11 protein-coding genes are annotated in these 13208 nt (G+C 73.6%); 4 read left to right on the top strand and 7 right to left on the bottom strand.

Annotated elements, in window-relative coordinates; all coding sequences use genetic code 11:
* Window positions 1–41: 41 nt before the first annotated feature.
* The gene (locus IH25_RS0111990) at window positions 42–650 is read right to left on the bottom strand and encodes a TetR/AcrR family transcriptional regulator (protein ID WP_030607319.1); all 609 of its coding nucleotides are present in this window, start codon (window positions 648–650) and stop codon (window positions 42–44) included.
* 117 nt (window positions 651–767) lie between these two features.
* On the opposite strand from IH25_RS0111990, the gene IH25_RS0111985 reads away from it, so the two are divergent.
* Complete coding sequence (locus tag IH25_RS0111985) at window positions 768–2330, top strand: cytochrome P450 (protein WP_030607316.1); 1563 nt, start codon at window positions 768–770, stop codon at window positions 2328–2330.
* Here the strand turns inward: IH25_RS0111985 and IH25_RS0111980 are convergent.
* From IH25_RS0111980 to IH25_RS0111955, 6 genes are all read right to left on the bottom strand, one after another.
* Window positions 2292–3158, bottom strand: coding sequence for a pentapeptide repeat-containing protein (locus tag IH25_RS0111980; protein WP_030607314.1), 867 nt, complete (start codon window positions 3156–3158; stop codon window positions 2292–2294). The genes IH25_RS0111985 and IH25_RS0111980 overlap by 39 nt on opposite strands.
* Before the next feature lie 42 nt (window positions 3159–3200).
* Window positions 3201–4499, bottom strand: coding sequence for an alpha/beta fold hydrolase (locus IH25_RS0111975; RefSeq protein WP_030607312.1), 1299 nt, complete (start codon window positions 4497–4499; stop codon window positions 3201–3203).
* 99 nt (window positions 4500–4598) lie between these two features.
* On the bottom strand, window positions 4599–5618 hold the full coding sequence (locus tag IH25_RS0111970; RefSeq protein WP_030607310.1) for a LacI family DNA-binding transcriptional regulator: 1020 nt from the start codon (window positions 5616–5618) through the stop codon (window positions 4599–4601).
* A 54-nt stretch (window positions 5619–5672) separates the two neighbouring features.
* Window positions 5673–7010 carry a BNR repeat-containing protein gene (locus tag IH25_RS0111965; protein WP_030607307.1) on the bottom strand — a complete coding sequence of 446 codons (1338 nt, stop codon included), beginning with the start codon at window positions 7008–7010 and terminating at the stop codon, window positions 5673–5675.
* A gap of 15 nt (window positions 7011–7025) precedes the next feature.
* Window positions 7026–7346, bottom strand: a complete 321-nt coding sequence (locus IH25_RS0111960) for an L-rhamnose mutarotase (protein WP_030607304.1) — start codon at window positions 7344–7346, stop codon at window positions 7026–7028.
* A gap of 17 nt (window positions 7347–7363) precedes the next feature.
* A complete protein-coding gene (locus IH25_RS0111955) occupies window positions 7364–8158 on the bottom strand; it encodes a substrate-binding domain-containing protein (protein ID WP_078844218.1) in 795 nt (264 codons plus the stop codon).
* A gap of 273 nt (window positions 8159–8431) precedes the next feature.
* Here IH25_RS0111955 and rhaI point away from each other — a divergent pair, with 273 nt between their 5' ends.
* From rhaI to IH25_RS0111940, 3 genes are all read left to right on the top strand, one after another.
* Window positions 8432–9592, top strand: coding sequence for an L-rhamnose isomerase (rhaI, locus tag IH25_RS0111950; protein WP_030607298.1), 1161 nt, complete (start codon window positions 8432–8434; stop codon window positions 9590–9592).
* A gap of 110 nt (window positions 9593–9702) precedes the next feature.
* Window positions 9703–11742, top strand: a complete 2040-nt coding sequence (locus tag IH25_RS0111945) for a bifunctional rhamnulose-1-phosphate aldolase/short-chain dehydrogenase (RefSeq protein WP_030607294.1) — start codon at window positions 9703–9705, stop codon at window positions 11740–11742.
* Window positions 11739–13202 carry a rhamnulokinase gene (locus tag IH25_RS0111940; protein WP_030607291.1) on the top strand — a complete coding sequence of 488 codons (1464 nt, stop codon included), beginning with the start codon at window positions 11739–11741 and terminating at the stop codon, window positions 13200–13202. The genes IH25_RS0111945 and IH25_RS0111940 overlap by 4 nt, the downstream gene beginning before the upstream one ends.
* The last annotated feature ends 6 nt before the right edge of the window (window positions 13203–13208 follow it).

Here is a 13208-nt window from a genome sequence, read left to right as displayed (position 1 = left end):
GTGCGCCAACCGCGCCGCACCGGCGGACGGAGTCGTCCGGGTCACGCGAGGACGCCCAGCAGCGCGCGGGCGCACAGGTCGCGCACCCGCTCGCGCCCCAACTCCCCCTCCCCGCCGAGCCATTCCAGACACACGGCGGTGGTGAAGGCGAGCCAGCCGCGCACCGCCAGGCGCACCTCGGGGGCGCTCTCGACCACCGGCCCGAACTCGGGGTCGGCGGCGAACGCGGCCAGGATCTGCCGCTCCTGCGCGGCCAGCGCCCGCCGGTAGACACGGCGCACGGCGGGGTCGCCGGCCGCGTCGGCGCGGTGGAAGGCGCGGAAGCCGTGCGCGTGGGTCTCGACATAGCCGAGGTAGGCGTCGAGGCCGGCGGTCAGCTGCTCACGTACCGGCACCCCGGGCACGGCCGCCGTCATCCGCAGCATCCGCTCGCTCTCGCGCTCCACGACCGCGGCGAAGAACTCCCGCTTGGTGGGGAAGTAGTGGTACAGCAGCCCCCGCGACACCCCGGCGATCTCGGCGACCCGCTCCACCCACACATCGTCGTAGGCGCTTTCGGAGAACAGCTTCGCACCGACCGACAGCAACTGCTCACGGCGCTCTTCGGTACTGAGCCGGCGCCGGGCGCGCTCCCCCTCGTTCGCGGGCATGGCGTCACTCTACTTGACGCCGGTTCTAATACGGCACCACACTGAAACGCGTTATTGAACCCACGTCCAACAAGCGGGGGCGGCGTCAACCATCCGCTGGATCAAGGGGGATCACGCATGGCGGAGACGACGAAGACCATGGGGAACCGACCACCGAAGGGCTTCCAAAGCGCCGAGCGGGGCTGGCCGGAGCTGCACCGCATACCGCACCCGCCGCGCCGGCTGCCGCTGCTCGGCGATGTGCTCGGCGTCGACCGGCACCGCCCGCTCCAGGACTCCCTGCGCCACGCCCGCGAGCTGGGCCCGATCTTCCGGCGCCGGGTCTTCGGCAACGAGTTCGTGCTGGTGTGGGGGGCACGGCTGGTCGCCGACCTCGCCGACGAGTCACGGTTCGCCAAGCACGTCGGGCTGGGCGTCGCCAATCTGCGCCCGGTGGCCGGGGACGGCCTGTTCACCGCCTACAACCACGAGCCCAACTGGCAGCTGGCGCACGACGTCCTGGCGCCCGGCTTCAGCCGGGAGGCCATGGAGGGCTACCACGGCATGATGCTGTCCGTGGCCGACCGGCTCACCGACCACTGGGACCGGCGGCTGGCGGCCGGGCACACGGTGGACGTGCCCGGCGACATGACCCGGCTGACCCTGGAGACCATCGCGCGGACCGGCTTCGGGCACGACTTCGGCTCCTTCGAACGCGACCGCCCGCACCCCTTCGTCACCGCGATGGTCGGCACCCTCGGCTACGCCCAGCGCCTCAACACCGTGCCCGTCCCGCTGGCCCCGCTGCTGCTGCGCGGCGCGACCCGGCGCAACGCGGCCGACATGGCCTGCCTGAACCGCACGGTGGACGAACTGGTGGCGGCCCGGCGCCGGTCCGGGGGCGGCCAGGGGGACCTGCTGGACCGCATGCTGGCCACCGCGCACCCGGAGACCGGGGAGCGGCTGTCCGCGCAGAACGTCCGCAAGCAGGTCATCACGTTCCTGGTGGCGGGCCACGAGACCACCTCGGGCGCGCTCTCCTTCGCCCTGTACTACCTCGCCCGGCATCCGGAGATCGCCGCCCGGGCGCGGGCCGAGGTGGACCGCGTGTGGGGCGACGCCCCGCACCCCCGCTACGACCAGGTCGCCCGGCTGCGCTACGTCCGCCGGGTGCTGGACGAGTCGCTCAGGCTGTGGCCGACAGCGCCCGCCTTCGCCCGTGAGGCCCGTAAGGACACGGTCCTGGCCGGGCAGCACCCGATGCGCCGGGGCGCGTGGGCCCTGGTGCTGACGCCGATGCTGCACCGCGCGCCGGAGGTGTGGGGCCCGGACCCCGAGCGGTTCGACCCGGACCGCTTCACCCCGGAGGCCGTACGCGCCCGTCCGCCGCACACCTTCAAGCCGTTCGGCACCGGGGCCCGGGCCTGCATCGGCCGGCAGTTCGCCCTGCACGAGGCCACCCTGGTCCTCGGACTGCTGCTGCGCCGCTACGAGTTGCACACCGATCCCGGCTACCGGCTGACCGTGACCGAACGCCTGACCCTGATGCCGGAGGGGCTGCGGCTGCGGCTGGAGCGACGGCGCCCGGAAGGGGCGCGGCACACGGTCCCGGAGCAGGGGAAACCCGCCGCAGGCCGGCGGCAGCACCCGGCGGAGCCCCGTTCAGCGAGCCGCTGTCCAGTGCGCGGGGCGGGTGACTGACGCCGGCAGTCGCGTACCGGAGCCGCCCCGCGCGGCGTTCACCTGCGGCTGGGTGAGGAAGAAGGCCCCGGTCAGGTCGGCGTCGGTGAGGTCGGCGTCCCGCAGGTCGGCGCCGATCAGGTCCGCGTCGCGCAGGTCGGCTCCGGTGAGGTCGGCGGCGATCAGGTAGGCACCGCGCAGGCTCGCCCCGCGCAGATCGGCGCCCCTCAGCCGGGCGCCGATCAGGTCCGCGCCCCGCCGGTCCTTGCCCTTGGCCTTCCCCTTGCCCTTGCCCTTGCCCTTGCCCTGGCCGGTGGCGCCGGCCCGGACCAGCTCGCTGGTGCGCAGCAGGAGCACGTTGATCTCCTGCCGGTGCGCGGCCACGTCCAGCGCGGCCAGCTCCTCGGGGCCCTGCCGGGTGAGCCGCTCGGTGTGCTCCAGGGCCTTGCGCAGCTCGGGGTGGACGGGCGCGGCGGCGGGCAGCCCCAGCGCCTCCGTCAGGTACCACAGCAGCTCGTGGAGCTGCCGGACGACCGGGAACACGTCGAACATGCGGCGCGCCTGTTCCTTCGGTCCGCCGCGCCAGTCCCGTCCGCCGAAGGTGACCTGGGACACCTTCTGACCGGCGCCGAAGCAGTCGTAGACCGTGCAGCCGGTGAAGCCCTGCTGCCGCAGGCGGGCGTGGATGCCGCAGCGGTGGTCGTCCCGCAGGTTGGAACAGGGGGTGCCCGCGGGCTTGTTCACCGCGAAGTCGGCGGAGCGGGCGAAGGGCAGGGCGACGCAGCACAGCCCGAAGCACTGTGCGCAGTCGCCCCGCAGGTCGGCGGGGTCGGTTGTCTTCTCCGGCATGGGTACCAGCCTACTGACCTGCGAGAGCTCCCTGTCCGCCCGTCACACCTCGTCGCGGACCAGGGACAGCAGCCGGTCCAGGACCCGGGGGGCCGTGCGCAGGCCGTCGTGCTCGTACTCGTTGGTGACCCAGGGGCGCAGGCCGCGGACCGCGGCGGCGGTCCGGAGTGAGTGGGTGGCGTCCACGTACATGTCGTCGTGGTACACGGCGGCGGCGACGGGGACCTCGTTGGCGGCGAGGCGGGCCGGGTCGTACAGCGGGCGCCAGTCGGTGCGGGCGGCGAGCAGGCCGGCGGTCTCGCGCAGCGGCCGCAGGGCGGGGTCGGTCTCGAACATCCAGGGGTGGACGGTCTCGCCGGTGAAGAGCACCGGGCCGTCCCCGGCGAGCGCCTTGGCCGCGTCGAACTGCGGGAACTCGGCGCGGACGCGTTCGGCGGCCCAGGCCGTGGGGCGGGCGTCCTGGCCGTAGATCGACTCGTGGACGAGCGCGTAGAGGGGGTGGGCGGCGTACGACAGCAGGGTCTGCGCCTGTTCCTGGAAGGCGTCGGAAAGCTCCGGGCCGGACGGCGTGCGCACGAAGGCGTCCTCCAGCAGCAGGTGCAGCCGGTGGCTTCCCTCGCCGGTGCCGAGCATATGGCCGAGGGACTGGAAGGCCTCCACGGTGAAGCGGTAGCCGTTGGGCAGGACCACGTCGTGGGCGAGGAGGTGCTCGGCGATCCGGCGGGCCCGCCGCACGTCCTGCGGGTAGCGGTCGTAGTGGGCGGCGACCTTGCGCTCGATGCGCGGGTAGGCGGCCCGGTAGACGTCGTCGGCGTGGGCGTGCAGGGCGGGCAGGCCGCCGGTGATCAGCGCGGTGTGCACGCCCTCGGGGGCGAGGGAGAGGTACGTCACGGTGCAGAAGCCGCCGTAGCTCTGGCCCAGCACGGTCCACGGGGCGCCGCCGGTGAGGCGGGGGCGGATGGCCTCGCAGTCGCGGACGATGGAGTCGGCGCGGAAGTGGGTGAGGTAGTCGGCCTGGGCGGCGGGGCCGCCGCGCAGCGGGAGCGTCTGCCGGGTGGCGGGGGTGGAACGGCCGGTGCCGCGCTGGTCGAGCAGCAGGACGCGGTACTCCTTCAGGGCCCGGTCGAGCCAGGACTGACGTCCGACGAAACGGTTCGCCCCAAAGCCGGGGCCGCCCGTGAGATACACCAGCCAGGGCAGGTCCTGCCCGGCCTTGCCGCTCGCCACCGCCTCGCGGGCGTACAGCTCGATGGTCTCGCCCCCGGGGTCGGCGTGGTCCAGGGGCACGGTGAAGTGGTGGTCGGTGAGGACGACACCGGGCTGGCGGTAACTGAGGCTCAACGGGTCTCCCGGGACGGGCGGTACGGACGTGTCCCAGTTCAGCACAGGGGCGCGCGCCTCCCGCACCCCGGGATCACCGCGGGGCCGCCGGACGGGCGGTCAGCGCGCGACCAGGCTGGAGCGGCGCACCACCAGCTCCGGCTGGAGCACCACCCGGCGGTGCTCGTGGGTCCGCTCGCCCTGTTCGGTCTCCTCCAGCAGCAGTTCGGCGGCGAGGGCGCCCAGGGTGACGGCGGGCTGGCGTACGGAGGTGAGCGGGACGGCCGCAGCGGCGGCGAACTCGATGTCGTCGTAGCCGACGATCGCCAGGTCGTCGGGGACGGTGACGCCCGCCGCGTACATGGCCTGGAGCAGGCCGAGGGCGAGCAGGTCGTTGGCGCAGAAGACGGCGGTGGGACGGTCGGCGAGGCCGAGCAGCCGGGCGCCCGCGTCCCGGCCCGCGGCCACGTCGAGGCGTTCGGTGGGCAGTTCGCGCAGCGCCTCGGGGCCGAGCCCGGCCTCGGCGAGGGCGGACAGCGCGCCGGTGCGCCGGTCGCGGACCTGGTTGAGCCCGGGCGGCCCGCTGACGTAGGCGAGGGAGCGGTGCCCGGCGTCCACCAGGTGGCGCACCGCGAGCGCGCCGCCCGCGACGTCGTCCACCGACACCGAGCACTCGGTGGTGCCCTCGGCGACCCGGTCGACCAGCACGAACGGGATGCCGTGCCGGCGGAAGGCGGCGATGTTGCGGCCGGTGGCGTCGGCCGGGGTGAGCAGCACGCCCCGCACCCGCTGTTCGGCGAAGAGCGAGAGGTACTCGGCCTCCTCGGCCGCGTCCTGGGCGCTGTTGCACACCATCACGCCCAGCCCGGCGTCCCGGGCGGCCCGTTCGGCGCCGCGGGCCACGTCCACGAAGAACGGGTTGCCCATGTCGAGCACGAGCAGCCCCATGATCCGGCTGCGGCCCGCCCGCAGCTGGCGCGCCGACTCGCTGCGGACGTAGCCGAGCCGGTCGATCGCGGACAGCACCCGGGCCCGGGTCTCACCGGCGACGGTGTCCGGGCGGTTGATGACGTTGGACACCGTGCCCACCGACACTCCGGCGGCGCGGGCGACGTCCTTGATACCCACCGACTGGGCCATCGGGCTTCGGACCTCCAGGGGACGGGATGCGGCGGGACGAGCCTCACATTACCGTCACGCCGGCAGCGCGAAGTCGGCCACGTACAGCGGCGAGGGCGTCGTACCGGCGGACTTCTCCTGGTACATGAACGACAGGACGTGGTCCGCCGCGATCCGGGTCTCGTCCACCACCACCTCGCCGAACGCGTTCAGTCCGGCGCCGTCGAACAGCAGCGCCCAGTCGGTGTGGCCGGAGGCCGCCGAGGCGGCGGCGATCCGGCCGTGGGGCAGCACGGCGTAGGCGTTGTCGTGGCGGTCCAGGACCAGCCTGGTGCGCTGGCTGGAGCGGAGCGGGACGGGGATCTCGGTCTTCAGCCAGCTGCCGGAGGCGGTCTTGCGCAGATGGTGGGCGCGGGCGTGGGCGGTGCGGGCGGCGGCGTAGCCGCCGGCCGGCGGGCCGAGGCGGACGGGGAGGTGGCTGACGACCGCGTGCGGCCGGCCGGCCGAGTCGACGCACTGGCTCTCCTGGTTCATCAGGCAGTGGTCCGGGCCCAGCGGGTCGACGACCAGGCCGGCGTCGGTGACGCGGACCCGGTCCGGTCCGCCGGTGGTGCCCACCAGGGTGCCCGCGTCGTCGCGCCAGGTCCGGCCGCGGTCGTCGGAGGTGACGTAGCCGGTGTCGTGGTTGGTCAGTCCGCCGTCGGCGGCGAGGACGGCCGTATCCCGCTCCCGCCAGGTGAACAGGGCGTGCAGCCGGCCGCGCCGGTCGTAGTCGAGGCCGTGCAGGTACATGCTGCGGGCGGTGCTGGTGCCGTGCGCGCTGGTGTACGTGCCGGTGGCGCCGGACCACTCCCCCAGCGCGGTCCACCGCGAACCGTCGTACTCCGCGAGGGCGTTGCGGCCGTTTCCGGAGACGCCGGCCCGGTAACTCAGCTGGAGCAGGCCCTCGGGGGTGGTGAGGAACTGCGGGTAGGTGAACCGGTCGGTGAGCGGCAGGCCGTCCAGGGTGGTCCGTACGGCTCCGAAGGCGGACGGGCCCCAGGCGGTGCCGGAGGGGTCGTCCAGGAGTCCGGCGACGGACTTGACGTAGTGGAAGCCGTCGCTGTGGGAGTCGAGGTTCAGGTGCAGGCGGCCGTCCACCGGGGAGACGCCCATGCAGATGACGTTGTGCGAGTCGTCGGCCTTCAGCCGGTGGGGCAGGGGGACGGCCGACCAGGTGGTGGCGCCGAGCCCGCGGCGGGCCACGACCGCCTCGCGGCTCGCCGTGTACCAGACGGCGTACTGGTGGCCGCCGTACGTCAACAGGGCGTGCTTCTGGAAGGAGTTGGTGTTGACCAGGCCGTCGTAGGAGACGAAGTACAGGGCCCGGGCGTCCAGTCGGGTGCGGGCCGGCCCGGTCAGCGAGGGTCTCATCCGTGTGGCTCCCGGTCAGGCGAGGTGGAACACTTCGGTGAGCGGTCGCATGGCCTCGTCGGGCCGGACGCCCTCCAGGGACTCGAAGAAGGGCGCCATCTCCTTCTGCCAGCGGGCGTTGACGTCGGTGGCGGCCATCCGGGCCTGCGCGGCGGCGAAGTCCTCGGTCTCCAGGTAGCCGACGAGCAGGCCGTCCTCGCGCAGGAACAGCGAGTAGTTGTGCCAGCCGGCCGCCGTCAGGGCGTCGAGCATCTCCGGCCAGACGGCCGCGTGCCGCGCCCGGTACTCGTCGAGCCGGTCCGCCCTGACCTTCAGCAGGAAGCACACGCGCTGCATGAACAGTCCCCGTTCTCTCAGAAGTGGTACCGGTCGATGGTGCGGGCGTCGAACACGGTCGGCGCGCCGAGGTCGATCACCCCGTTCTCGCCCAGGGTGTACGTCGTCCCGCCGGACCGGAAGGTCTCGCCCCGCCTGCCGCTGATCCGCCCCGAGGCCAGCGCGACGGCGGTGCGGGCCGCGAGCGCGCCGAGCCTGGCCGGGTCCCCCAGCGCGAAGGCCTCGACGGTGCCGTTCTTGACGTACCGGCGCAGGTCGTCAGGGGTGCCGAGGCCGGTCAGCCGGACCTTGCCCTGGTACTTGGCCCCGGACAGGTACCGGGCGGCGGCCTTGATGCCGACGGTGGTCGGGGAGATGATCCCCTTCAGGTCCGGGTGCCGCTGGAGCAGGCCCTGGGTCTGCTGGAAGGACTGCTGGGCGTCGTCGTTGCCGTAGGCGATGCCGACGAGCCGGACGTCCTTGTACTTCGGGTCCTTCAGCTCGTCCTTCATATAGCCGATCCAGGTGTTCTGGTTGGTCGCGGTCTGCGCGGCGGGCAGGAGCGCGATCTCGCCCTGGTAGCCGATCTGCCGGGCGGGCAGCCGCACTTGGGTACGGCCCAGGTCCTCCGCGCCGGCGTCCGGGCGGTGCACCCCGGCGAGGGTCTTGATCAGCGTCGACCTGCCCGCGCCGTTCTCGCCGGCCAGGGCGTGCACCTCGCCGGGCAGCAGCTCCAGGGAGGCGTCCCGCAGGGTGCGTACGGCGCCGAAGGACTTGGAGACGCCCTTCAGCGCCGGCACCGGGACCGGTCCCGGGTCGGGCGGGTGGGTCATGGGGGCTCCTCGACGGCACCGGCGCGGGGCCGCTCGGGCGCCCACGATGCCGTGAAAGGTTTCAAGTGGATTGCCGGGACCGTAGGCACCGCGACCATGTCACGTCAATGGGCCCGGATCGAAAAACTTTCGCGTCGTGGGCGCCGATGACCTGTTGCGGCGGCAGGGTTCGCCGGATCGCTTGACACCCCTGGTGGCGGCCCCTAGCTTGCCGTTCTGAATCGTTTCATACGCTCGGTCCGTCGTCCGCCCGCCACCCACAGGAGCCCAGAAGTGACCGACCTCGCCGCGGTGAAGGCCGCGCTCAAGACCCAGGCCGTCGAGACGCCGTCGTGGGCGTACGGGAACTCGGGCACCCGGTTCAAGGTGTTCACGCAGGCCGGGGTGCCGCGCTCGCCGTGGGAGAAGCTCCAGGACGCGGCGCGGGTGCACGCGTTCACCGGGGTCGCGCCGTCGGTCGCCCTGCACATCCCCTGGGACACCGTGGAGGACTACGCCGCGCTCGCGAAGTACGCCGAGGAGCAGGGGGTGCGGCTGGGCACGATCAACTCCAACACCTTCCAGGACGACGCCTACAAGCTGGGCAGCGTCTGCCATCCGGACGCGGCGGTACGGCGCAAGGCCGTGGACCACCTGCTGCGCTGCGTCGACATCATGGACGCCACCGGGTCCCGCGATCTGAAGCTGTGGTTCGCGGACGGCACCAACTACCCCGGCCAGGACGATGTGCGCGCCCGCCAGGACCGGCTGGCCGAGGGGCTGGCCGAGGTGTACGCGCGGCTCGGCGAGGGGCAGCGGATGCTGCTGGAGTACAAGCTCTTCGAGCCGGCGTTCTACACCACGGACGTGCCGGACTGGGGGACCGCCTACGCCCACTGCCTCAAACTGGGCGACAAGGCGCGCGTGGTGGTGGACACCGGGCACCACGCGCCGGGCACCAACATCGAGTTCATCGTCGCCACGCTGCTGCGGGAGGGCAAGCTCGGCGGGTTCGACTTCAACTCGCGGTTCTACGCCGACGACGACCTGATGGCGGGGGCGGCGGACCCCTTCCAGCTGTTCCGGATCATGTACGAGGTGGTGCGCGGCGGGGGGTTCATCTCCGAGGTCGCGTTCATGCTCGACCAGTGCCACAACATCGAGCCGAAGATCCCGGCCATCATCCGGTCCGTGATGAACGTCCAGGAGGCCACGGCCAAGGCCCTGCTGGTCGACCGGGGTGCGCTGGCCGAGGCGCAGGCTTCGGGGGATGTGCTCGGGGCCAACGCCGTGCTGATGGACGCGTACCACACGGATGTGCGGCCGTTGCTCCGTGAGGTCCGCCAGGAGCTGGGGCTGGACCCCGACCCGATGGCCGCGTACGCCCGGTCCGGGTGGGCCGAGAAGATCGTCGCCGAGCGGGTCGGCGGGGAGCAGGCCGGCTGGGGGGCGTGAAGCGTCTGCCTCTGGAGCGCCGTCGCGGGGTGCGGGCCCGTCGTGGCCTGCCGCGCAGTTCCCCGCGCCCCTTTGGACCCTCCCCTCTTCTGGAAAGGAACCCTTGACTCATGACCACCCACCCCTCGGTCGCCGCTCTCCTCTCCCGCTCCCACCGCCTCGGCGCCGACCCCCGCAACACCAACTACGCCGGCGGCAACGCCTCCGCGAAGGGCACCGCCACCGATCCGGTGACCGGGGGTGAGGTGGAGCTGATGTGGGTCAAGGGGTCCGGGGGCGACCTCGGTACGCTCACCGGGGCCGGGCTGGCCGTGCTGCGGCTGGACCGGGTGCGGGCCCTGGCACAGGTGTACCCCGGGGTGGAGCGCGAGGACGAGATGGTCGGGGCCTTCGACTACTGCCTGCACGGCAGGGGCGGGGCCGCGCCCTCCATCGACACCGCCATGCACGCCCTGGTGGACGCCCCGCACGTGGACCATCTGCACCCGGACTCCGGTATCGCGCTCGCCTGCGCGGCCGACGGGGAGAAGCTGACCGCCGAGTGTTTCGGGGACCGCGTGGTGTGGGTGCCGTGGCGGCGCCCCGGGTTCCAGCTCGGGCTGGACATCGCGGCGATCAAGCGGGCGAACCCGCACGCCGTCGGCTGCGTCCTCGGCGGGCACGGCATCACCGCCTGGGGCGAGACGTCCGAGGAGTGCGAGCGCAACTCGCTGTACATCATCCGGACCGCCGAGGCGTTCCTCGCCGAGAGGGGCAGGGCGGAGCCGTTCGGTCCGGTCGTCGCCGGGTACGAGGCGCTGCCCGGGGCGGAGCGGCGGGAGCGGGCCGCCGCGCTCGCGCCGTACGTCCGGGGCCTCGCGTCACAGGACCGGCCGCAGGTGGGGCACTTCGACGACTCCGACGTGGTCCTGGACTTCCTGGCCCGCGCCGAGCACCCCCGGCTGGCCGCCCTCGGCACCTCCTGCCCGGACCACTTCCTGCGCACCAAGGTACGGCCGCTCGTGCTGGACCTGCCGCCCACGGCACCGCTGGAGGACGCCGTCGCCCGGCTGAGGGAACTGCACGCCGCCTACCGGGAGGAGTACGCCGCCTACTACCGGCGGCACGCCCGACCCGACTCCCCCGCCATGCGCGGCGCCGACCCGGCCATCGTGCTGATCCCGGGTATCGGCATGTTCAGCTTCGGCAAGGACAAGCAGACCGCCCGGGTGGCCGGCGAGTTCTACGTCAACGCGATCAACGTGATGCGGGGCGCCGAAGCCGTCTCGTCGTACGCGCCGATCGAGGAGGCGGAGAAGTTCCGCATCGAGTACTGGGCGTTGGAGGAGGCCAAGCTGAGGCGGATGCCCGCGCCCAAGCCGCTCGCCACCCGGGTCGCGCTGGTGACGGGGGCGGGCAGCGGGATCGGGAGGGCCATCGCGCACCGGCTGGTCGCGGAGGGGGCCTGTGTCGTCGTGGCCGACCTGAACGCCGAGGGCGCGGCCCGGGTCGCCGAGGAGCTGGGCGGACCGGACAAGGCCGTCGCCGTCACCGTGGACGTCACCTCCGAGGAGCAGATCACCGCCGCGTTCCGGTCGGCGGTGCTCGCGTTCGGCGGGGTCGACCTGGTCGTCAACAACGCCGGGATCTCCGTGTCCAAGCCGCTGCTGGAGACCACCGCCCGGGACTGGGACCTCCAGCACGACATCATGGCCCGCGGCTCGTTCCTGGTGTCCCGGGAGGCGGCCCGGGTGATGACGGCGCAGGGGCTGGGCGGCGACCTCGTGTACATCGTCTCCAAGAACGGTGTCTTCGCCGGGCCGAACAACATCGCCTACTCCGCCACCAAGGCCGACCAGGCCCATCAAGTGCGGCTGCTGGCGGCCGAGTTGGGCGAGCACGGGATCCGGGTGAACGGGGTCAACCCGGACGGTGTGGTGCGCGGCTCCGGCATCTTCGCCGGGGGGTGGGGGGCGCAGCGGGCGGCCGTGTACGGGGTGCCGGAGGAGAGGCTGGGCGAGTTCTACGCGCAGCGGACCCTGCTCAAGCGCGAGGTGCTGCCCGAGCACGTGGCGAACGCGGTGTTCGCGCTGACCGGCGGGGACCTCACGCACACCACCGGGCTGCACATCCCGGTCGACGCGGGTGTGGCGGCCGCGTTCCTGCGATGAGCGCGGGCGTGAAGGCGTACGCGGCCGTCGACCTGGGCGCGTCCAGCGGGCGGGTCATGGTGGGCCGGGTGGGCCCGGACTCGGTGGAGCTGACCGAGGCGCACCGGTTCCCGAACCGGCCGGTGCGGCTCCCGGAGGGGCTGCGCTGGGACATCCTCGCGCTGTACGGCGGTGTCCTGGACGGGCTGCGGGCGGCGGGCGCCCGCAGCGGCGGCCGGCTCGCCTCGGTCGGCATCGACAGCTGGGCCGTCGACTACGGCCTGCTGGACGGCGAGGGGGCGCTGCTCGGCAACCCGGTCCACTACCGCGACGCCCGCACCGAGGGGATCGCGGAGAAGGTGTGGGCGACCGTGCCGGCGGCGGAGCTGTACGCGGCGACGGGCATCCAGTACGCGCCGTTCAACACCCTGTACCAGCTCACGGCGGACCGCTCGACCGCCCGCTTCGCGCTCGCGGCACGGGTGCTGCTCGTCCCGGACCTGCTGACGTACTGGCTCACCGGCGAGCAGGGCACCGAGCTGACCAACGCCTCCACCACCCAGCTCGTCGACCCCCGGACCCGGACCTGGGCGCACGGGGTCGCCGGCCGGCTGGGCATCGACCTCGCCCTGTTCGCGCCGCTGCGGCAGCCGGGCGATCCGGCCGGCACGCTGCGGCCCGAGGTGCTGGCGGAGACCGGGCTGCGCGGCCCGGTGCCGGTGACGGCGGTCGGCTCGCACGACACCGCCTCGGCGGTGGCGGCGGTCCCGGCGACGGGCGGGCGGTTCGCCTACATCTGCACCGGCACCTGGTCCCTGGCCGGCCTGGAGCTGACCGCGCCGGTGCTGACCGAGGAGAGCCGGGCGGCGAACTTCACCAACGAGCTGGGGCTGGACGGCACGGTCCGCTATCTGCGCAACATCATGGGACTGTGGCTGCTCCAGGAGTGCGTACGGGCCTGGGGGGACCCGGACCTGGGGCTGCTGCTGCGCCAGGCGGCGGCCGTGCCGACGCTGCGTTCGGTGGTGGACGCCGGGGACGCGGCGTTCCTCGCGCCGGGCCGGATGCCGGAGCGGATCGCCGAGGCGTGCCGGGCGTCGGGGCAGCCGGTGCCGGCGACCCCGGCCGAGGTGACCCGGTGCATCCTGGACTCGCTGGCCCTCGCCCACCGGCGGGCCGTGCTGGACGCGGCCCGGCTGGCCGACCACCCGGTGGACGTGGTGTACCTCGTCGGCGGCGGCACCCGCAACGCGCTGCTGTGCCAGCTGACGGCCGACGCCTGCGGGCTGCCGGTCGTCGCGGGCGCCACCGAGGCGGCGGCCCTGGGCAATGTGCTGGTGCAGGCCCGCGCGCACGGACTCGCCGGCGACCTGCCCGCGCTGCGCCGGCTGCTCACCCGCACCCAGCCGCTCACCCGCTACACGCCCCGGGGGGACACCGGCCGGTGGCGGACGGCCGAGGCGCGGCTCGCCGCCCGGTGAGCCGCG

Source organism: Streptomyces achromogenes subsp. achromogenes, assembly GCF_000720835.1.
Classification (GTDB): domain Bacteria; phylum Actinomycetota; class Actinomycetes; order Streptomycetales; family Streptomycetaceae; genus Streptomyces; species Streptomyces achromogenes.
This window is presented reverse-complemented; position numbering and strand designations above follow the sequence as displayed.